The organism is Sinorhizobium sp. 7-81 (assembly GCF_030124405.1).
Classification (GTDB): domain Bacteria; phylum Pseudomonadota; class Alphaproteobacteria; order Rhizobiales; family Rhizobiaceae; genus Sinorhizobium; species Sinorhizobium psoraleae.
Window position 1 is genome coordinate 1,340,409 of the sequence record NZ_JASKLT010000001.1, and the last position, 19,961, is coordinate 1,360,369.

Annotated in this window: 18 protein-coding genes; 17 read left to right on the plus strand and 1 reads right to left on the minus strand. The window is 60.9% G+C overall.

Annotation, left to right across the window (positions count from 1 at the left end):
- Positions 1 to 11: 11 nt before the first annotated feature.
- The 17 genes from nuoF to QN224_RS06530 all read left to right on the plus strand — a co-directional run bounded on the left by nuoF (position 12) and on the right by QN224_RS06530 (position 19,401).
- On the plus strand, positions 12 to 1,316 hold the full coding sequence (nuoF, locus tag QN224_RS06450; RefSeq protein WP_283975964.1) for an NADH-quinone oxidoreductase subunit NuoF: 1,305 nt from the start codon (positions 12 to 14) through the stop codon (positions 1,314 to 1,316).
- A gap of 6 nt (positions 1,317 to 1,322) precedes the next feature.
- Positions 1,323 to 1,949 (plus strand): NADH:ubiquinone oxidoreductase, encoded by a 627-nt coding sequence (locus tag QN224_RS06455; protein WP_283975965.1) that lies wholly within the window; start codon positions 1,323 to 1,325, stop codon positions 1,947 to 1,949.
- A 111-nt stretch (positions 1,950 to 2,060) separates the two neighbouring features.
- Positions 2,061 to 4,142, plus strand: a complete 2,082-nt coding sequence (gene nuoG, locus QN224_RS06460) for an NADH-quinone oxidoreductase subunit NuoG (RefSeq protein WP_283975966.1) — start codon at positions 2,061 to 2,063, stop codon at positions 4,140 to 4,142.
- A 20-nt stretch (positions 4,143 to 4,162) separates the two neighbouring features.
- Positions 4,163 to 5,206, plus strand: coding sequence for an NADH-quinone oxidoreductase subunit NuoH (gene nuoH, locus QN224_RS06465; RefSeq protein WP_283975967.1), 1,044 nt, complete (start codon positions 4,163 to 4,165; stop codon positions 5,204 to 5,206).
- Between the two features lie 64 nt (positions 5,207 to 5,270).
- Positions 5,271 to 5,762 (plus strand): NADH-quinone oxidoreductase subunit NuoI, encoded by a 492-nt coding sequence (nuoI, locus tag QN224_RS06470; protein WP_136504284.1) that lies wholly within the window; start codon positions 5,271 to 5,273, stop codon positions 5,760 to 5,762.
- 145 nt (positions 5,763 to 5,907) lie between these two features.
- Positions 5,908 to 6,522, plus strand: coding sequence for an NADH-quinone oxidoreductase subunit J (locus QN224_RS06475; protein WP_269284280.1), 615 nt, complete (start codon positions 5,908 to 5,910; stop codon positions 6,520 to 6,522).
- 28 nt (positions 6,523 to 6,550) lie between these two features.
- Entirely contained in the window at positions 6,551 to 6,859 is a 309-nt protein-coding gene (gene nuoK / locus QN224_RS06480) for an NADH-quinone oxidoreductase subunit NuoK (protein ID WP_034803568.1), read from the plus strand.
- Between the two features lie 7 nt (positions 6,860 to 6,866).
- Positions 6,867 to 8,861, plus strand: coding sequence for an NADH-quinone oxidoreductase subunit L (nuoL, locus tag QN224_RS06485; RefSeq protein ID WP_283975968.1), 1,995 nt, complete (start codon positions 6,867 to 6,869; stop codon positions 8,859 to 8,861).
- Positions 8,861 to 10,372 (plus strand): NADH-quinone oxidoreductase subunit M, encoded by a 1,512-nt coding sequence (locus QN224_RS06490; protein ID WP_173512543.1) that lies wholly within the window; start codon positions 8,861 to 8,863, stop codon positions 10,370 to 10,372. The genes nuoL and QN224_RS06490 overlap by 1 nt, the downstream gene beginning before the upstream one ends.
- A gap of 19 nt (positions 10,373 to 10,391) precedes the next feature.
- Positions 10,392 to 11,834, plus strand: coding sequence for an NADH-quinone oxidoreductase subunit NuoN (gene nuoN, locus QN224_RS06495; RefSeq protein ID WP_283975969.1), 1,443 nt, complete (start codon positions 10,392 to 10,394; stop codon positions 11,832 to 11,834).
- Positions 11,831 to 12,598: a biotin--[acetyl-CoA-carboxylase] ligase gene (locus QN224_RS06500; protein WP_283975970.1), complete on the plus strand. Its 768-nt coding sequence runs from the start codon at positions 11,831 to 11,833 to the stop codon at positions 12,596 to 12,598. Before nuoN ends, QN224_RS06500 begins: the two co-directional genes overlap by 4 nt.
- Positions 12,599 to 12,623: 25 nt before the next feature.
- Positions 12,624 to 14,291, plus strand: a complete 1,668-nt coding sequence (locus QN224_RS06505; RefSeq protein ID WP_283975971.1) for a ribonuclease J — start codon at positions 12,624 to 12,626, stop codon at positions 14,289 to 14,291.
- Positions 14,292 to 14,365: 74 nt separating this feature from the next.
- Positions 14,366 to 14,770 (plus strand): methylmalonyl-CoA epimerase, encoded by a 405-nt coding sequence (gene mce, locus QN224_RS06510; RefSeq protein ID WP_283975972.1) that lies wholly within the window; start codon positions 14,366 to 14,368, stop codon positions 14,768 to 14,770.
- Positions 14,771 to 14,903: 133 nt separating this feature from the next.
- Positions 14,904 to 15,173 (plus strand): DUF1467 family protein, encoded by a 270-nt coding sequence (locus QN224_RS06515; protein WP_283975973.1) that lies wholly within the window; start codon positions 14,904 to 14,906, stop codon positions 15,171 to 15,173.
- A gap of 867 nt (positions 15,174 to 16,040) precedes the next feature.
- Positions 16,041 to 17,369, plus strand: a complete 1,329-nt coding sequence (gene proS / locus QN224_RS06520; RefSeq protein WP_173512549.1) for a proline--tRNA ligase — start codon at positions 16,041 to 16,043, stop codon at positions 17,367 to 17,369.
- Positions 17,370 to 17,386: 17 nt separating this feature from the next.
- Positions 17,387 to 18,697 carry a lipoprotein-releasing ABC transporter permease subunit gene (locus QN224_RS06525; RefSeq protein ID WP_283975974.1) on the plus strand — a complete coding sequence of 437 codons (1,311 nt, stop codon included), beginning with the start codon at positions 17,387 to 17,389 and terminating at the stop codon, positions 18,695 to 18,697.
- A 17-nt stretch (positions 18,698 to 18,714) separates the two neighbouring features.
- On the plus strand, positions 18,715 to 19,401 hold the full coding sequence (locus QN224_RS06530) for an ABC transporter ATP-binding protein (RefSeq protein ID WP_173512551.1): 687 nt from the start codon (positions 18,715 to 18,717) through the stop codon (positions 19,399 to 19,401).
- Positions 19,402 to 19,468: 67 nt separating this feature from the next.
- On the opposite strand, the gene QN224_RS06535 is transcribed toward QN224_RS06530, so the two are convergent.
- On the minus strand, positions 19,469 to 19,936 hold the full coding sequence (locus tag QN224_RS06535) for a DUF5680 domain-containing protein (RefSeq protein ID WP_283975975.1): 468 nt from the start codon (positions 19,934 to 19,936) through the stop codon (positions 19,469 to 19,471).
- Positions 19,937 to 19,961: the final 25 nt, after the last annotated feature.

The following is a 19,961-nucleotide window of genomic DNA, read 5'->3' on the forward strand; positions in this document are numbered from 1 at the left end:
AGAGGTGAACCATGCTAAAAGATGAAGATCGCATCTTTACCAATCTCTACGGCCTGAAGGACAAGTCCCTGCGCGGCGCCATGGCGCGCGGCCATTGGGACGGCACCAAGCAGATCCTTGAAAAGGGCCGCGACTGGATCATCAACGAGATGAAGGCTTCCGGCCTTCGCGGCCGTGGCGGTGCGGGCTTCCCGACAGGCCTGAAGTGGTCCTTCATGCCGAAGGAAAGTGACGGCCGGCCGCACTATCTGGTCGTCAATGCCGACGAGTCGGAGCCGGGGACCTGCAAGGACCGCGACATCATGCGCCACGATCCGCACACGCTGATCGAAGGCTGCCTGATTGCGAGCTTCGCCATGGGTGCCCACACTGCCTACATCTATGTACGCGGCGAATATATCCGAGAGCGCGAGGCGCTGCAGGCTGCGATCGACGAGTGCTATGACGCGGGCCTGCTCGGGAAGAACAACAAGCACGGCTGGGACATGGACATCTACGTCCATCACGGCGCCGGCGCCTATATCTGCGGTGAGGAGACCGCGCTGCTCGAAAGCCTCGAGGGCAAGAAGGGTCAACCGCGTCTGAAGCCGCCATTCCCGGCGAACATGGGTCTCTACGGCTGCCCGACGACCGTCAATAACGTCGAGTCGATCGCGGTTGCCCCGACGATCCTGCGCCGCGGCGCCGGCTGGTTCTCCTCCATCGGCCGGCCGAACAACGTCGGCACGAAGCTGTTCATGATTTCCGGCCACGTCAACAAGCCGTGCACGGTCGAAGAGGCGATGGGCATCACGTTCCGCGAGCTGATCGAAAAGCACGCCGGCGGCATCCGCGGTGGCTGGGATAACCTCCTGGCCGTCATTCCGGGAGGTGCGTCGTGCCCGGTGGTCAAGGCCGAAGACATCATCGACTGCCCGATGGACTTCGACGGCCTGCGCGAGGTGAAGTCGTCCTTCGGTACCGCAGCCGCGATCGTCATGGACCGGTCGACCGACATCATCAAGGCGATCGCCCGCATCTCGGCATTCTTCAAGCACGAGAGCTGCGGTCAGTGCACGCCGTGCCGCGAGGGCACGGGGTGGATGTGGCGCGTCATGGAGCGCATGGTGCAGGGCCGCGCGCAGAAGCGCGAGATCGACATGCTTTTCGATGTGACGAAGCAGATCGAGGGGCACACGATCTGTGCGCTCGGCGATGCGGCCGCCTGGCCGGTTCAGGGCCTCATCCGCAACTTCCGTCCGGAGATCGAAAAGCGCATCGACGAATACACACGCAACGCGACGTCGCACGGCGCGGTGCTCGAAGCAGCGGAGTAACGACCGATGGCCGGGGTACGCAAAGACGGACAGAGCAGCGAGAAGGTCGGCGTAGCCATTCCATTCGCGCGGCCCGTCGACGTCGACCCGGCCGATCCGTTCGGCATGGCCGAATGGATGAAAAACATGCAGAATCTCCCGCCGTACCCGCTGATGGCGCATCCGGCGGCGGCGGTTGCCGCGGCAACGGCGCTTGGTTTCGGCCTGTCCAGTCACATCGCCGGCATCATGTTCGGCGCCATGCAGGGCGCTGTCGGTGCCATGCAGAAAGGCATCCCGGCGCGGGCCAAGCCGGCGCCAACGGTCGCGCCGGCCAGACAGGCGGTGCAGCAAGCGCCAGAAGCTTCGCCAGCCCCCGTTGTTGCGCGGTCTTCCAAGGTATCCAGGCCGAAGGCGAAAACGAAGGCGCCCGCCAAGGAGGCAAGGCAGGTAGCGGCCGATGACCTCAAGCGGATTCCCGGCATCGGTCCCAAGCTTGAGCAGGTCTTGAACGCCAGGGGCATTCGCCGCTTTGCGGACATCGCCGGCTGGAGCGAGGCGGATGTGGCGCGGCTGGATAAGGAACTCGGCTTCGACGGCCGTATCCTGCGCGACGACTGGGTGGGGCAGGCGAAGGCGCTCAATGGCGCGTGATGAGAGATGAGGCGATGACCCTCTGCGGCCATCGCCAGGCAAGCGGCATGGCTATAAAGGAATGTCCGCCGCCGAGAGGCAGGCGGACGGAAGACAGGATTGAGTGCGAAGATGGCAAAGCTGAAAGTCGACGGAAAAGAGATCGAGGTCCCGGATCATTTCACGCTGCTTCAGGCGTGTGAGGAAGCCGGCGCCGAGGTTCCGCGCTTCTGTTTCCATGAGCGGCTTTCGGTTGCCGGCAACTGCCGCATGTGTCTGATCGAGGTGAAGGGCGGGCCGCCGAAGCCGGCTGCTTCCTGCGCCATGGGCGTGCGCGATCTCCGCCCCGGCCCAAACGGCGAAGTGCCGGAAGTCTTCACGACCACGCCTATGGTCAAGAAGGCACGAGAAGGCGTCATGGAATTCCTGCTGATCAACCATCCGCTCGACTGCCCGATCTGCGATCAGGGCGGTGAGTGCGACCTGCAGGACCAGGCCATGGCCTTCGGCATCGACAGCTCGCGCTATCAGGAGAACAAGCGCGCGGTCGAGGACAAGTATATCGGCCCGCTGGTGAAGACGGTAATGAACCGCTGCATCCACTGCACGCGTTGCGTCCGCTTCACGACTGAAGTCGCCGGCATTGCCGAACTCGGTCTCATCGGTCGCGGCGAGGACGCCGAGATCACTACCTATCTCGAGCAGGCGATGACGTCCGAACTGCAGGGCAATGTCGTCGACCTCTGCCCGGTCGGCGCCCTGACGTCCAAGCCATTCGCCTTCACGGCGCGCCCGTGGGAACTGAACAAGACCGAATCGATCGACGTCATGGACGCGCTCGGCTCGGCGATCCGCGTCGACACGCGCGGCCGCGAAGTCATGCGCATCATGCCGCGCGTCAACGAGGACATCAACGAGGAATGGATCTCCGACAAGACCCGTTTCATTTGGGATGGCCTGAAGACACAGCGCCTTGACCGCCCTTACGTCAGGAAGGACGGTCGCCTTCAGCCCGCAAGCTGGAGCGAGGCGTTCCAGGCGATCAAGGCTGCCGTTGCGAAGACCTCGGGCGACAAGATCGGCGCGATCGCCGGCGATCTCGCTTCTGTCGAGGAAATGTACGCGCTGAAGGAACTCGTTTCGTCGCTCGGCTCGCAGAATATCGACTGCCGGCAGGATGGCGCAGCGCTCGACCCGTCGCTCGGCCGCGCGAGCTATATCTTCAACCCGACGATTCAGGGCATCGAAAGCGCCGATGCGCTGCTTATCATCGGCTCCAATCCGCGTTTCGAAGCGTCCGTGCTCAATGCGCGCATCCGCAAGCGTTACCGCATGGGCAACTTCCCGATCGCCGTGATCGGCGAACAGAGCGAGCTGCGTTACGAATACGAATATCTCGGCGCCGGCAGCGACATGCTGACCGAACTCCTTTCCGGCAAGGCCAAGTTCTTCGCTACCTTGAAGAAGGCGCAGCGCCCGCTGATCATCGTCGGCCAGGGCGCGCTGGCAGGGCAGGGCGGTGCGGCCGTTCTCGCAAACGCCGCAAAGCTCGCGGTCGCGGTTGGCGCGGTCGGCACAGACTGGAACGGTTTTGCCGTTCTTCATACGGCTGCCTCCCGCGTCGGCGGGCTCGATCTCGGCTTCGTCCCCGGGGAGGGCGGCAACTCGGCAGCCGATATGGTCGGCAGCGCGGAAGTGCTGTTCCTGCTCGGCGCGGACGAGCTCGACCTTTCGGCACGCAAAGCCGGCTTCACCGTCTATATCGGTTCGCATGGCGACAACGGCGCACATGCAGCCGATGTCATTCTTCCAGGCGCGACCTACACCGAAAAGTCCGGAATCTGGGTGAACACCGAAGGGCGGGTGCAGATGGGCAACCGCGCCGGCTTCGCACCGGGCGATGCGCGCGAGGACTGGGCCATCATCCGGGCGCTTTCCGATGTGCTCGGCCGAAAGCTGCCCTTTGATTCGCTTGGTGAATTGCGCGCGAAGCTCTATGCGGCTCATCCGCATTTCGCCGAGAATGACACGATTGCTGCGGGCCGCAGCGATGAAATTGCCGCACTCGCACAAAAAGCCAGTGAGATGGCGAAATCCGTGTTTGCGTCTCCGGTCAAAGACTTCTATTTGACGAACCCGATAGCGCGCGCATCCGCCGTGATGGCCGAATGCTCGGCTTTGGCACGCAACAATTTCAAAGCTGCGGCGGAATGAGCGCGAGGGAATAGAGTATCATGGACGCTTTCGTTTCGACCTATCTCTGGCCTGCGATCATCATGGTCGCCCAGTCGCTGTTGCTGCTGGTCGCGCTGCTGCTCTTTATCGCCTATGTTCTGCTGGCCGATCGTAAGGTCTGGGCGGCCGTGCAGCTTCGCCGCGGCCCGAACGTCGTTGGCCCGTGGGGACTGTTCCAGTCCTTCGCCGACCTCCTGAAATTCGTCTTCAAGGAGCCGGTCATTCCGGCCGGCGCCAACAAGACGATCTTCCTGCTTGCGCCGCTGGTCTCGGTGACGCTTGCTCTCGCCGCCTGGGCGGTCATTCCGCTCAATGCAAACTGGGTGATCGCGAACATCAACGTCGGTATCCTCTTCGTCTTCGCCATATCTTCTCTCGAAGTTTATGGCATCATCATGGGCGGATGGGCGTCGAACTCGAAGTATCCCTTCCTCGGCGCATTGCGTTCCGCCGCGCAGATGGTGTCCTACGAAGTCTCGATCGGCTTCGTCATCGTCACGGTGCTGCTTTGCGTCGGCTCGCTCAACCTGACGGACATCGTCATCGCTCAGAACGACGGTCTCGGAACGATGATTGGCCTGCCGGCTTCGTTCCTCGACTGGCACTGGCTGTCGCTCTTTCCGATGTTCATCGTGTTCTTCATCTCGGCCCTTGCCGAGACGAACCGTCCGCCCTTCGACCTGCCCGAAGCCGAATCCGAACTCGTCGCCGGCTTCATGGTCGAATACGGCTCCACTCCGTACATGATGTTCATGCTCGGCGAATATGCGGCGATCTGCCTGATGTGCGCGCTGACGACGATCCTGTTCCTCGGCGGCTGGCTGCCCCCGGTTGACATCTGGTTGCTGAACTGGGTCCCGGGCATCGTCTGGTTCGTGCTCAAGGCCTCGTTCGTCTTCTTCATGTTCGCCATGGTCAAGGCGTTCGTGCCGCGCTACCGCTACGATCAGCTGATGCGACTTGGCTGGAAGGTCTTCCTTCCGCTGTCGCTCGCCATGGTCGTGATCGTCGCATTCGTTCTGAAGCTGATGGGGTGGGCTTGATGTCCGCTCAAGCTTCGCTGAATACCGCCGGTGTCTCCGATGCCGGCAAGTTTGGAGGTAAATGATGGCCGGTCTTTCGCAAGCCGTCAACTCGCTGTTCCTCAAGGAATTCGTCGGCGCATTCTTCCTGTCGATGCGCTATTTCTTCAGGCCGAAGGCAACCGTGAACTACCCCTTCGAAAAGGGCCCGGTCAGTCCGCGGTTCCGCGGCGAACATGCGCTTCGCCGCTATCCGAACGGGGAGGAGCGCTGCATCGCCTGCAAGCTGTGCGAGGCGATCTGTCCTGCCCAGGCAATCACCATCGAAGCCGGCCCGCGCCGCAACGACGGCACGCGTCGCACGGTGCGCTACGACATCGACATGGTGAAGTGCATCTATTGCGGTTTCTGCCAGGAGGCCTGTCCGGTCGACGCCATCGTCGAGGGGCCGAACTTCGAATTCGCCACCGAAACGCGCGAAGAGCTTTACTACGACAAGGAGAAGCTGCTCGCCAACGGCGACCGGTGGGAACGGGAAATCGCGCGTAACATCGCGATGGACTCGCCCTACCGCTGAGGCTATCCGCGTGACGCTGCATCGCGCCGCTTCCGAGCGGTGCATGTGAAACAGGTACTGGGCATTTGGCCGGACCGTGTCCGGCATTGCCCGTGGAGTGGGGGCAGGCGCCTTCACGCCGAGCAAGACGAAAAAGGCACCGATCATGGGTCTGCAGGTTCTTTTTTTCTATCTCTTTGCCTTCATTGCGGTGGCATCGGCATTCATGGTCATTGCGGCCAAGAATCCGGTTTACTCCGTTCTGTTCCTGATCCTGACCTTCTTTAACTCGGCAGGGCTCTTCCTGCTGACGGGGGCCGAGTTCCTGGCGATGATCCTGCTCGTCGTCTATGTCGGCGCGGTGGCTGTTCTGTTCCTGTTCGTCGTCATGATGCTCGACATTGATTTCGCGGAACTGCGTGCGGGCGTGCTTGAATATGCGCCGATCGGCGCGCTGATCGGGTTGATCCTTGCGGCCGAGCTCATCGTCGTCGTCGGCGGCACCACGTTCTCGCCGGAAATCGCCAAGGGCATCTCGATGCCGATCCCGGCGGCAACCGAGCGGACGAATACCGCCGCACTCGGCGACGTTCTCTACACCCACTACATCTACTTCTTCCAGATTGCGGGGCTCGTGCTGCTCGTCGCCATGATCGGCGCCATCGTGCTGACGCTCCGTCACCGCCAGAACATCAAGCGCCAGAGCATTCCGCGCCAGGTTGCCCGCACACCGGAGACCGCCGTCGAGGTGGTCACGGTCAAGCCCGGGCAGGGCATCTAAGCCGGACGCGAGGTCGAGGAACTACAACATGGAAATCGGAATTTCCCACTATCTGACCGTCAGCGCCATCCTGTTCACGCTCGGCGTCTTCGGCATCTTTCTCAATCGGAAGAACGTCATCGTCATCCTGATGTCGGTGGAACTCATCCTGCTCGCGGTCAATATCAACATGGTGGCCTTCTCGGCCTTCCTCAACGACATCACCGGTCAGGTCTTCGCGCTGTTCATCCTGACCGTGGCGGCCGCCGAGGCGGCCATCGGGCTTGCAATTCTCGTCGTCTTCTATCGCAACCGCGGCTCGATCGCCGTCGAAGACGTCAACATGATGAAGGGCTGATTGGGCTATGGACACCATTATCAAGGCTATCGTCTTTTTGCCTCTGATCGGCTTTCTCATTGCGGGTCTTCTCGGCACGCAGATCGGTGCGAAGGCATCCGAATATGTGACAAGCGGATTGATGATCATCGCGGTCGCGCTGTCCTGGCTCGTTTTCTTCGATGTCGCGCTCGGCGAAGAGGAAATGATCAAGGTCTCGGTGTTGCGCTGGATCCAGTCCGGCAGCTTCGATGTCGAATGGGCCTTCCGTGTCGACACCCTGACCGCGGTCATGTTCGTGGTGGTCAACACGGTTTCGACGCTCGTGCACGTCTATTCGATCGGATACATGCATCATGATCCGCATCGGCCGCGCTTCTTCGCCTATCTGTCGCTCTTCACCTTTGCGATGCTGACGCTGATCACGTCGGACAACCTCTTGCAGATGTTCTTCGGCTGGGAAGGCGTGGGCTTGGCCTCCTATCTGTTGATCGGCTTCTGGTACAAGAAGCCTTCCGCCAACGCGGCGGCGATCAAGGCCTTCATCGTCAACCGTGTTGGTGACTTCGGTTTCTCGCTCGGAATCTTCTGCGTCTTCGTGCTCTTCGGTTCGATCAACCTCGAAACCATCTTTGCGGCCGCACAAAGCTATCTGCCGGCGGAAGGTGCCGAGGCAGGGGAAGCCGTCATCACGCTGTTCGGTATGCAGCTCGACAAGGCGCATGCCTTGACCGCCACCTGCCTGCTGCTCTTCATGGGCGCAATGGGCAAGTCGGCGCAGTTCTTGTTGCACACTTGGCTGCCGGACGCGATGGAGGGCCCGACGCCGGTGTCGGCCCTCATCCATGCCGCAACCATGGTCACCGCCGGTGTCTTCCTCGTTGCCCGCATGTCGCCGCTGTTCGAGCTCTCGCCCGATGCGCTGACGGTCGTTACCCTGATCGGTGCCATCACGGCTTTCTTTGCCGCAACCGTCGGCCTCGTCCAGAACGATATCAAGCGCGTCATCGCCTACTCGACCTGCTCGCAGCTCGGCTACATGTTCGTGGCACTCGGCGTCGGCGCCTATGGTGCCGCTATCTTCCACCTCTTCACGCACGCCTTCTTCAAGGCGCTCCTGTTCCTCGGCGCCGGTTCGGTGATCCACGCCGTCGATGGAGAGCAGGACATGCGTTATATGGGCGGACTGCGCACGCACATCCCGGTCACCTACTGGATGATGTTCATCGGCACGATCGCGCTGACCGGCGTCGGCATTCCGGGAACCGTCATCGGCACTGCCGGCTTTTTCTCGAAGGATGCGATCATCGAATCCACCTTCGCCTCGCATGGTGCCGTTTCCGGCGTCGCCTTCATTCTTCTCGTGATCGCCGCTCTGTTCACGAGCTTCTATTCATGGCGTCTGACCTTCATGACGTTCCACGGCAGGCCGCGGGCTTCTTCGGATGTCATGCATCACGTCCACGAGTCACCGCAGGTTATGCTGGTGCCGCTCTATATCCTCGGCGCCGGCGCGCTCTTCGCGGGCTTCCTGTTCCATGATTATTTCTTCGGCCATCACTATGTCGAGTTCTGGCAGGGCTCTCTCTTCACACTGCCTGAAAACGAAATTCTCGAGGAATACCACCATGTTCCGCTTTGGGTGAAATGGAGCCCGTTCGTGGCCATGGCGCTTGGTCTCTACACTGCCTGGTACATGTACATCCGCTCGCCGGAGACGCCGAAATATCTCGCGCAGCAACACCGTGGTCTCTACCAGTTCCTGCTCAACAAGTGGTATTTCGACGAACTGTACGATTTCCTCTTCGTCCGCACCGCAAAGCGTCTCGGCACCTTCCTCTGGAAGGAGGGTGACGGCCGGGTGATCGATGGCTTCGGACCGAATGGTGTTGCGGCACGCGTTCTCGACGTGACCGACCGCGTCGTCCGGCTGCAGACCGGTTACCTCTATCACTACGCGTTCGCCATGCTGATCGGCATCGCTGCGCTCGTTACATGGATGATGCTCGGGAGTTCCTTCTGATGACCGATTGGCCCGTACTTTCCGCGGTCACGTTCATGCCGCTCGTCGGCGTTCTGCTTCTCTTGCTGACAAGGGAAGACAGCGTCTACGGCCGCCGCAACATCCTGAACGTGTCGCTGCTGACGACGATCTTCACCTTCGCCGTATCGCTCTACATCTGGTATCAGTTCGACGCCTCGAACCCCGGCTTCCAGATGGTCGAGAAGCGCGAATGGCTCGGTACCGGCATCTCCTATCATCTCGGCATTGACGGCATTTCCGTTCTGTTCTTGCCTCTGACGGCTCTCTTGATGCCATTCTGCGTGCTCGCAAGCTGGCTCACGATCGAGAAGCGCCTGAAGGAATACATGATCGCGTTTCTGATACTGGAAACGCTGATGCTGGGCGTCTTCGTCTCGCTCGATATCGTGCTCTTCTACGTGTTCTTCGAAGCAGGCCTCATTCCGATGTTCATCATCATCGGCGTCTGGGGCGGCAAGGATCGCGTCTATGCGAGCTACAAGTTCTTCCTCTACACGCTGCTTGGCTCGGTGCTGATGCTGCTCGCCATCATGGCGATGTATTGGCAGGCTGGCACGACCGACATCACGGAACTGCTCGCCTACAAGTTCCCGCGCGGGATGCAGACCTGGCTGTGGCTTGCCTTCTTCGCCTCCTTCGCGGTGAAGATGCCGATGTGGCCGGTTCACACATGGCTTCCGGACGCGCACGTCCAGGCCCCGACGGCGGGCTCCGTGATCCTGGCGGGCATCCTGCTGAAGCTCGGCGGCTATGGCTTCCTGCGCTTCTCGCTGCCGATGTTCCCTCTCGCGTCGGACTATTTCGCGCCGTTCGTCTTCACGCTCTCGATCATCGCGATCATCTACACCTCGCTGGTGGCGATGATGCAGACCGACATCAAGAAGCTGATCGCCTATTCCTCGGTGGCGCACATGGGCTATGTGACCATGGGCACTTTCGCCGCCAACACGCAGGGCGTCCAGGGCGCCATCTTCCAGATGTTGTCGCATGGCGTCGTCTCTGGCGCGCTCTTCCTTTGCGTCGGCGTCGTCTATGACCGGCTGCACACCCGCGAGATCGCTGCCTATGGCGGCCTCGTCAACAACATGCCGAAATATGCGGTCGCCTTCATGGTCTTCACCATGGCAAACGTCGGCCTTCCGGGCACCTCGGGCTTCGTCGGCGAAGTGCTGACGCTGGTCGGCGCCTTCCGCGCCAATACCTGGGTCGCCTTCTTCGCGACCACCGGCGTCATTCTGTCGGCCGCCTATGCGCTTTGGCTCTACCGTCGGGTGATCTTCGGTGCGCTCGAGAAGGAGAGCCTGAAGGCGCTGCTCGATCTGTCGGCGCGCGAGAAGCTCATTCTTTACCCGCTGGTGATCCTGACGATCTTCTTCGGTGTCTATCCGGCACCGGTCTTCGATGCGACGGCGGCTTCCGTGGATCTGCTCGTCAACAACTACTCCGCAGCCCTGCAGGCAGCGCAAGACGTTGCGCTTTCGGTGCAATGACCACAGGACGTGACTGGACATGACTGCTGAAACCCTCTTTGCAAGCCTGCAACTCTCGGTCCCCGAACTGATCCTCGCGGTCGGCGCGATGGTACTGTTGATGATCGGCGTCTTTTCGAGCGAACGGTCCACGCCGACGGTAACCGGGCTTGCGGTCGCATTGCTGATCATCGCCGGGCTGTGGCTCGTCCTGAAGACGGGCGAGGGCGAGGCCTATGGCGGCGCCTTCCTCTCCGATCCCTTCGCCAAATTCATGAAGGTCCTGGCGCTGATCGGCTCCATTACTGCGATGGTGATGACCGTCGGTCATGCCCGCTCGGCCCAGATCGACCGTTTCGAGTTTCCGGTGCTCCTGGTTCTGGCGACCCTCGGCATGCTGCTGATGATCTCCGCCAACGACCTGATCTCGCTCTACCTGTCGCTGGAATTGCAGTCGCTCGCCCTCTACGTCGTAGCGGCGATCAATCGTGACAGCATCCGTTCGACAGAAGCCGGGTTGAAATATTTCGTTCTCGGTGCCCTGTCATCGGGCATGATGCTTTACGGCATGTCGCTCGTTTACGGTTTCACCGGCCATACCGGCTTCGACGAGATCGCTGCGGCGCTGACGGCGGAAGGCCGTTCGCTCGGCCTGGTCTTCGGCCTGGTATTCATCCTCGCCGGCCTCGCCTTCAAAATTTCCGCGGTTCCGTTCCACATGTGGACGCCGGACGTTTACGAAGGCGCACCGACGCCGGTGACCGCCTTCTTTGCAGCCGCACCGAAGGTTGCGGCAATGGCGATGCTCGTTCGCATCGTTATCGAAGCCTTCGAGCCCGTCGTGGCCGACTGGCAGCAGATCATCGTCTTCATCTCGATCGCTTCCATGCTGCTCGGTGCCTTCGCGGCAATCGGCCAGAGGAACATCAAACGGCTGATGGCCTATTCCTCGATTGGCCACATGGGCTATGCCCTGGTCGGCCTTGCGGCCGGCTCGATGGCCGGAGTGCGCGGCGTGATCCTCTACATGCTGATCTACATGATCATGACTCTCGGCACCTTTGCCTGCATTCTCGCCATGCGCCGCAAGGAAGGCGAGCACGTCGAGAACATCGATGATCTTGCCGGCCTCTCGCAGACCAATCCGTTCATGGCAACGGTGCTGACGGTCCTGATGTTTTCGCTGGCCGGCATTCCGCCGCTCGCAGGTTTCTTCGCGAAGTATTTCGTGTTCGTCGCCGCCATCGAGGCGCATCTCTACGCGCTCGCGATCATAGGCGTGCTCGCGTCCGTCGTCGGCGCCTATTATTACCTGCGCGTGATCAAGGTCATGTGGTTCGATGAAGCCAAGGGTGAATTTGCCCGCACTGCCGGCGAACTGCGTCTTGTCTTCGGCCTTTCCGGTCTGTTCGTTCTCGGGTACGTGCTGATCGGCGGTCCGCTCGGAAGCGCCGCGGAAGTTGCGGCCCGGACCTTCTTTTGACCGGCGGGAAGGGCGGCGGCCGGATTTCGCTTGACGACTTCCGGCACGTCGCGCTTGCCGAGACCGTCTCGACCAACAGCGAGTGCCTGGCGAGGGCGCGCGAAGGCGACCCAGGCAACCTCTGGATCACCGCCGGGCGCCAGACGGGCGGTCGCGGCCGTCGCGGCCGCGCCTGGTTTTCCGAGCCTGGCAATCTCTACGCATCGCTGCTTCTCATCGATCCGGCACCGATCGCGCGCCTGCATTCCCTGCCTCTTGCAGTCGCGGTGGCGGCGCACCGGGCGATCCGGATGGTGATGCCGCCGGCGGCAGCGCCGGTTGAGATCAAATGGCCAAACGACATCCTCATCGATGGAAAGAAGGCATGCGGCATTCTTCTCGAAGGGGAGGAGCTTGCCGATGGCCGCCGGGCGCTGGTCATCGGTTTCGGAGTGAATGTCGGTGTCGCGCCCGAAGGGGCGCTCTATCCTGCGACATCTCTTCGTCGCGAAGGGGCGTCGGCGTCTCCCGAGGAACTGTTCGCACATCTCTTTCTCGCCGTGGCCGAGATGCTCGCGCTCTGGGATCGCGGCACGGGCATCGGCAAGATCGTTGAACTTTGGCGTTCGGCGGCGCGCGGCATTGGCGAGACGATCACCGTCAACCTGCCGGATCGATCGCTTTCGGGCCGTTTTGTCGGTATTGACCACGACGGCAGGTTGTTGCTCGATACCGGCGCCGGCACGCAGCAGGCGATCGCCGCCGGTGATGTATTTTTTGGATGATTGAAGAATAGGGGCGCGCAAAGATATGGCGCAGGAAGAAGAACTGGTGTTCTTGCCGCTCGGCGGCGTCGGCGAAATCGGCATGAACCTCGGCCTTTATGGCTATGGCCGGCCGGGCAACCGCCAGTGGATCATGGTTGACTGCGGCGTGACCTTTCCCGGCCCGGAACTGCCGGGCGTCGAACTGGTCTTACCGGATATCGCCTTCCTCGCGGAGGAGCGCCGCAATCTGAAGGCGATCATCATCACGCATGCGCATGAGGACCACTATGGTGCGTTGAACGATCTTTGGCCGGGTCTCAACGTTCCGGTCTATGCCTCGCCCTTCACCGCCGGCATGCTTGAGGCGAAGCGCGATTTCGAAAAGAGCCGCGGCGAAATTCCGATCACGATCTTCAAGCAGAGTGACCGGATCAATGTCGGCCCCTTCAGCATCGAGGCGGTCGGCGTCAATCATTCGATCCCGGAACCGATGTCACTCGTCATCCGCACGCCGCTCGGCACCGTTGTACACACGGGCGACTGGAAGATCGATCTCGAGCCGTCGCTCGGCCCGATCACGGATGAGGCGCGCTTCCGCCAGGTTGGCGAAGAAGGCGTGCTGGCGCTCGTCTGCGATTCCACCAACGCACTTCGCGATGGGGTTTCGCCTTCCGAACAGCAGGTTTCCGAAAGTCTGGCGAAGATCATCGCCAATGCTGAAGGTCGTGTCGGCATCACCACGTTCTCCTCGAACGTCGGCCGCATTCGCTCCGTCGCCGAAGCGGCGGAAGCAGCGGGCCGAGAGGTGCTGCTGCTCGGCAGTTCTATGAAGCGGGTCGTGGACGTAGCGAGGGACCTCGGCCTGATGGAAGGGCTGAAGCCGTTCCTGGCGGAGGACGAGTTCGGCTATATTCCGCGCGATAAGGTCGTCGTGATCCTGACCGGCAGCCAGGGCGAGCCCCGGGCAGCGCTTGCCAAGATTGCCCGGGACGAGATGCGCAATGTGGCGTTTTCCGCCGGCGACACGATCGTCTTCTCTTCGCGAACCATCCCCGGCAATGAGAAAGCCATCAACGATATCAAGAACGGTCTGATCGAACAGGGCATTCACATCATCACCGACAGTGAGGCGCTGGTGCATGTTTCCGGTCACCCGCGGCGCAACGAGCTGCAGCAGATGTACCAGTGGGTGAAGCCGCAGACCGTCGTGCCCGTCCATGGCGAGGCAGCCCACCTGACGGCGCATGCCGAACTGGCGCTGCATTCCGGGATCGCCAGTGTACCGCGGCTGCGCAACGGCCAAATCTTGCGCCTGGCTCCGGGGCCGGCGGAAGTAATCGACGAGGCGCCACACGGCCGCATCTACAAGGACGGCATCCTGATCGGCGATTTCGACGAGATGGGCATCGGCGAGCGGCGCAAGCTTTCCTTCGCCGGCCACGTCTCCGTCAACGTCGTGCTCGACAACCGCTATGATTTCCTCGGTGATCCGGTTGTCGTGCCGATCGGGCTTCCGGAGTTCGATGACGAGGGCGAGGACATGAATGACACGCTCTACGACGCAGTGCTCGGCGCAGTGGAAAGCATTCCTCGGGCAAAGCGGAAGGATCTGGCCATGTTGCAGGAAGCGGTTCGCCGCGCCGTGCGCAGCACCGCCAATCAGGTCTGGGGCAAGAAGCCGGTGGTCACGGTCTTTGTCACCAAAGTCTGATTTCCTCGCCACCAAGGTAGATGTAAACGGTCACGCAGCCATCGGCTTTGGTCTTCGAGCGAAGGGAGCATTCGATGTTGGGAAGGGTAAACCACGTGGCGATCGCCGTGCCGGATCTCGCTTCGGCCGCTGAAAGCTATCGTTCGACGCTCGGTGCAAACGTCACCGAGCCACAGGCGCTTCCCGAACACGGTGTCGCGGTTGTGTTCGTAACACTCCCGAACACGAAGGTGGAACTGCTGGAACCGCTGGGCGATGCATCTCCGATTGCCGCCTTCCTTGCGAAGAACCCGACGGGCGGCATGCACCACATTTGTTATGAGGTGGCGGATATCATCGCGGCGCGCGACCGGTTGCAGCAGGCGGGCGCGCGGGTGCTCGGCGATGGAACGCCGAAAATCGGCGCGCACGGCAAACCGGTCCTGTTCCTCCATCCCAAGGATTTTCAGGGTACTCTGATAGAGTTGGAACAGGTGTGACAGTCGGGCGCGGCCCACTTGTTTGCCGGCTGGACTGAGGAACGCTATAAGGCGGACGCCATAGCCCTGGCGGCAGTTCCGGCGGAAACGCGCCGGCGCTCGGCCTGTCCGGCGATTTGAATTGAGACCCGCAATGTCCGCTTTTTCGACCCTTGCCATCTACTTCATCATCTGGTGGCTGACGCTGTTTGCCGTTCTGCCGCTGGGAGTCCGGACGCAGGCCGAGGAAAACGATATCGTACCCGGCAGTGTCGAAAGCGCTCCGGCGCGGTTTCGTGCACTTCGTGTCGTTTTGCTGACCACTGTCATCGCGGCGGCCATTCACCTCGGTTGGTACGTCGTTTCTGTCAAACTCGGATACGGGATCGATTCCATCCCGCGGTTCGCGCCGGAATTTTACTGAACGGCCGCCGCGCCTGCGGGTTGGATGGCAAAAGCATGCCACGGCCGAACGCCCACAGCCGTTTCGCCAGCCATTCTGCCCCCCATCTCGTGACGGCTCCTACAGGGCCGCGCGTCTCATCAGACGCACCAAAGGAGCCTGTAGCACGTTGAATTGCTGCATGTTTTCGGCGCTAAATCGAACACGACTAAGGAAACATGAGCAGGAGGTGCGGGTAGCATTCCCGCAAGCCTCTCGGCGCCAACGGGAAATCCGCGGGCTTGACAACCGAAGAATTGACATTTTTGAAAAGTGCTTCGGTTTTGGGGGGCTGGGAAAAAGCAAAAAAAAACAAGGCGTAAAGCCTTGTTTTTAAGTTTCGCGTGATCTTTAATCCGTTTCCGGCGGCAGCGGACGAGCGCGCCTAAGATCTTATCCTCCCAAGACTTGACCGCGAATTTCGGCAAGAATTTGGTCTTCTTGCCTGTTTTGTGAGCCGAAATTAGCTCAAACATTGGGCGCTGTCATCTGCTTTTTTTGCATTTTTGCTACAGTCTGACAAAATTTTCCCGTTGACAGGAGCCGTCGTTGTCCTGTTACTACCGTGCTCTTTTGACGCAGGCGAGCGCGGCGCATTTCCTGTCAAATCCCATCTATTATGTGGCTTTCTTCCCGCCGCGGCAGGGTTTTCATCCGCTCGCGAAGCGGTTATGAACGCTGAACTCGAATGCTTTCCACACCGGCGGTGCCGGAGGAGAAATTCAAGAGTACGATCGCAGTAAGGCAAAGCCGCTTCTCCTAGCTTGCAGGTGGACGGCGGCCGAAGCACAACGTCATTTCGCCCGAATCCGCCGATAGTGCGAAGTCCACCAAGTTCTGGAACCCGTCATGCGCCTGTCCCGCTATTTCATGCCCATCTTGAAGGAAAATCCGAAGGAAGCGGAAATCGTTTCCCATCGCCTGATGCTGCGGACGGGCATGATCCGCCAGCAGTCCGCCGGCATCTACACCTGGTTGCCGCTCGGCAAGCGCGTGCTCGACAAGGTCAACGCGATCATTCGCGAAGAGCAGAACCGCTCCGGCGCGATCGAGCTCCTGATGCCGACGCTGCAGTCGGCAGAGTTGTGGCAGGAGAGCGGGCGCTACGATGCCTATGGCAAGGAAATGCTGCGCATCAAGGACCGGCAGGACCGGCCGATGCTCTATGGTCCGACGAACGAGGAGATGATCACGGACGTGTTCCGCTCCTATGTGAGGTCCTACCGCGATTTGCCGCTGAACCTCTATCATATTCAGTTGAAGTTCCGCGACGAGATCCGTCCGCGCTTCGGCACGATGCGTTCGCGCGAGTTTCTGATGAAGGACGCCTATTCCTTCGATCTTAACCGCGAAGGGGCGGAACATGCCTATAACAGGATGTTTGCCGCCTATTTGCGCACTTTCGCCCGCATGGGCCTGCGCGCCATTCCGATGCGCGCCGATACCGGCCCCATTGGCGGTAATCTCAGCCACGAGTTCATCATTCTCGCCGACACCGGTGAGTCCGAAGTCTTCTGCCACAAGGATTTCCTCGGTTTCGATATTCCGGGTGAGGAAACCAATTTCGATGACGTCGCCGGCCTCAAGACGATCTTCGAGAAATGGACGTCGCGCTATGCGGCGACGTCGGAAATGCATGACGAGCCGGCTTTCAACGCGATCCCCGAGGGAGAGCGTCTTTCCGCGCGCGGCATCGAGGTTGGCCATATCTTCTATTTCGGCACAAAATACTCCGAGGCGATGGGCGCGAAGGTGCTCGGGCCGGACGGCAAGGAGCACGTCGTGCATATGGGCTCCTACGGCATCGGTCCGACGCGTCTCGTGCCGGCGATCATCGAAGCGTCGCATGACGAAAACGGCATCATCTGGCCGAAGTCGGTCGCCCCGTTCGATGTGGTGGTAATCAACATGAAAGCGGGTGATGCCGCTTGCGATGCGGCCTGCGGCACGCTCTACTCGGATCTCGGCAAGGCTGGATTCGACGTGCTTCTGGACGATACCGATGATCGCGCCGGCGCGAAATTCGCGACCGCCGATCTCATTGGCGTTCCGGTTCAGATCATCGTCGGCCCGCGTTCAGTCGCGAATGGCGAGATCGAGGTCAAGGACCGCAAGACCGGCGAACGCGAGACGATGACGATCGAAGCCGCGATCAACAAGCTGGTTGCGACCAGATAGAGACGAAGGAAGCGAAGATGACCGCGGCGACGGAAGACCAGGTGCAGGCTGCCGCTCCGTCTGGGGCGCCTTCCAGTCGTCCCTTTTCCGCGTTCGAGCGCATGGTAGCCTGGCGCTATCTGCGCTCGCGACGGAAGGAAGCCTTCATCTCGGTCATCGCCGGCTTTTCCTTCATCGGCATCATGCTGGGTGTGGGGACGCTGATCATCGTCATGGCGGTGATGAACGGATTCCGTACCGAGCTTATTTCGCGCATCCTCGGCATGAACGGCCATATCATCGTTCAGCCGCTCGATGGACCGCTCACCAACTATGCTGATCTCGCCACCAAGTTTTCCGCGGTCCCCGGCGTCACCATGGCGATCCCTATGGTCGAAGGGCAGGTTCTCGCCCAAGGGCTGGGTGACGCGTCAACAGGAGCCCTCGTTCGCGGTGTTCGTGCCGACGACCTCTCGAAGATGAAATCCATCTCGGAGCACATTCAATCCGGCGATCTAGTCGGCTTTGCGTCGGGCAGCGGCGTCGCCATCGGTTCGCGCATGGCCGAACAACTGGGCATCCGTGTCGGTGGCACGATCACGCTGACTTCGCCGAATGGCGATGTGACGCCCATGGGCATGAATCCGCGCGTCAAGGCCTATACCGTCTCGGCGATCTTCGAGATCGGAATGTCGGAGTACGACGCAACGATCGTCTTCATGCCGCTCGAGGAGGCGCAGCTTTATTTCAATGCGGAAGGTCTCGTCCAATCGATCGAGATTTTTGCCGAGCATCCGGACGCCGTCGATGCCTTGCGCAAGCCCCTTGAAGACGCGGCCGGCCGGCAGATCTTCATCAGCGACTGGCGCGACCGCAACAAGACCTTCTTCTCTGCGCTCGAGGTCGAGCGGAACGTCATGTTCATGATCCTGACGCTGATCGTACTGGTGGCGGCCTTGAACATTATTTCCGGCCTCATCATGCTGGTGAAGGACAAGGGCAGCGACATCGCGATTCTAAGAACGATGGGCGCGACATCCGGGTCGGTGATGCGCATCTTCTTCATGACCGGGGCTGCCATCGGCGTCACCGGCACCATCGCCGGGGTGCTCCTTGGCGTCGTTGTCTGTCTCAATATCGAATCGATCCGTCAGTTCTTCTCCTGGATTTCGGGAACGACGCTCTTCAATCCGGAACTTTATTTCCTGAGCCAGCTTCCTGCGGATATGAATGCCGACGAGACCGTCGCCGTCGTCATCATGGCGATTGCCCTTTCCTTCCTTGCCACGATCTTTCCAGCCTGGCGCGCCTCGCGCCTCGATCCGGTGCAGGCCCTGCGATACGAATAACAAGGACAATAACGCAAATGAATGCGCGAGTGGCACTGCAGCTCTCTGGCATCGAGCGGCACTATGGCGAGGGCGACACCTACCTCCCGATTCTCAAGGGCGTCGATCTCACGCTGCGGGCCGGCGAGACGGTCGCGCTCGTGGCACCCTCCGGAACCGGAAAATCGACGCTCCTGCATATAGCCGGCCTGCTTGAGCATCCGGACGCGGGTGAAGTCGTCGTAAGCGGGTTGGCCTGTAACGGGCTTAGCGATGACCGACGCACGGCGATCCGCCGCAAGGAGATCGGCTTCGTCTACCAGTTCCATCACCTTCTGCCCGAATTTTCCGCGCTGGAAAACATCATGATGCCGCAACTGATCGCCGGCCTTTCCAAAGCGGAAGCGGCGGAGAGAGCGACGGCGTTGCTCGATTACATGCGCATCGGGCACCGGGCCAGTCATCGGCCGACCGAACTTTCCGGCGGCGAGCAGCAGCGTGTCGCGATCGCCCGCGCCGTGGCCAATGCGCCGCTCGTTCTCCTGGCCGATGAGCCGACCGGCAATCTCGATCCCGAGACCGCAGGCTATGTGTTCGAGGCGCTGGAGGCTTTGGCGCGACAGTCGGGGCTGGCCGCGCTGATCGCGACGCACAACCACGAACTCGCCTCGCTGATGGATCGCCGCGTAACGATCGAGGATGGCAAGGTCGTCGAACTGAAGTAGCCATACGGCAATTCAAAGTGTCTGCAGCCACTTTTGCGCGTCTGGGGAGACGCGCAGCGCTGTCGCGTCAGGGAACGATGAGGCCACCGCGATATTCAAGCTCATAGGCTTCTTCGCCATCGACGAAAATCACTTCGCGGCCGGAAAAGTGATCTGTCGCGCCGCGGCTGCTATCGACATAGCAACCATAGGCGTGCTGATACTCCATACCGCCGAGGAAATGGCGCTTCTCGCGATACATCGCCTGTAGTGCGGCCTTGATAACGGCGCCGGCTCGTTCAGCATCGATCAGGTCCGGACGAACGATGCGGCCGAAGTAATTCATGGCCCAGCGCGGATTGCCCTCATGCCAGACCGCCTCTTGGCCGGCAAAATCCGTTCCGCCAAAATAGCTGTCGAGATAGCTCCACGCGCCGCGCCGATGTCCGATATCGCGAGACCCGGGTCTGCAGGCGGGAAGCTCAGCGCCGTTGCCGACATAGGTCTTCGATTTCGCTTCGACGATGAAGTCGGTGAGTTCCTGTATGCTGAACATGAGCGTGCTCCCAATTCGGCCGCCG

Bases quoted from the DNA above. Each gene is read 5' to 3' on its own strand.
- nuoF (WP_283975964.1), top strand. From the start codon at position 12: ATGCTAAAAGATGAAGATCGCATCTTTACCAATCTCTACGGCCTGAAG.
- QN224_RS06455 (WP_283975965.1), top strand. From the start codon at position 1,323: ATGGCCGGGGTACGCAAAGACGGACAGAGCAGCGAGAAGGTCGGCGTA.
- nuoG (WP_283975966.1), top strand. From the start codon at position 2,061: ATGGCAAAGCTGAAAGTCGACGGAAAAGAGATCGAGGTCCCGGATCAT.
- nuoH (WP_283975967.1), top strand. From the start codon at position 4,163: ATGGACGCTTTCGTTTCGACCTATCTCTGGCCTGCGATCATCATGGTC.
- nuoI (WP_136504284.1), top strand. From the start codon at position 5,271: ATGGCCGGTCTTTCGCAAGCCGTCAACTCGCTGTTCCTCAAGGAATTC.
- QN224_RS06475 (WP_269284280.1), top strand. From the start codon at position 5,908: ATGGGTCTGCAGGTTCTTTTTTTCTATCTCTTTGCCTTCATTGCGGTG.
- nuoK (WP_034803568.1), top strand. From the start codon at position 6,551: ATGGAAATCGGAATTTCCCACTATCTGACCGTCAGCGCCATCCTGTTC.
- nuoL (WP_283975968.1), top strand. From the start codon at position 6,867: ATGGACACCATTATCAAGGCTATCGTCTTTTTGCCTCTGATCGGCTTT.
- QN224_RS06490 (WP_173512543.1), top strand. From the start codon at position 8,861: ATGACCGATTGGCCCGTACTTTCCGCGGTCACGTTCATGCCGCTCGTC.
- nuoN (WP_283975969.1), top strand. From the start codon at position 10,392: ATGACTGCTGAAACCCTCTTTGCAAGCCTGCAACTCTCGGTCCCCGAA.
- QN224_RS06505 (WP_283975971.1), top strand. From the start codon at position 12,624: ATGGCGCAGGAAGAAGAACTGGTGTTCTTGCCGCTCGGCGGCGTCGGC.
- mce (WP_283975972.1), top strand. From the start codon at position 14,366: ATGTTGGGAAGGGTAAACCACGTGGCGATCGCCGTGCCGGATCTCGCT.
- QN224_RS06515 (WP_283975973.1), top strand. From the start codon at position 14,904: ATGTCCGCTTTTTCGACCCTTGCCATCTACTTCATCATCTGGTGGCTG.
- proS (WP_173512549.1), top strand. From the start codon at position 16,041: ATGCGCCTGTCCCGCTATTTCATGCCCATCTTGAAGGAAAATCCGAAG.
- QN224_RS06525 (WP_283975974.1), top strand. From the start codon at position 17,387: ATGACCGCGGCGACGGAAGACCAGGTGCAGGCTGCCGCTCCGTCTGGG.
- QN224_RS06530 (WP_173512551.1), top strand. From the start codon at position 18,715: ATGAATGCGCGAGTGGCACTGCAGCTCTCTGGCATCGAGCGGCACTAT.
- QN224_RS06535 (WP_283975975.1), bottom strand. From the start codon at position 19,936: ATGTTCAGCATACAGGAACTCACCGACTTCATCGTCGAAGCGAAATCG.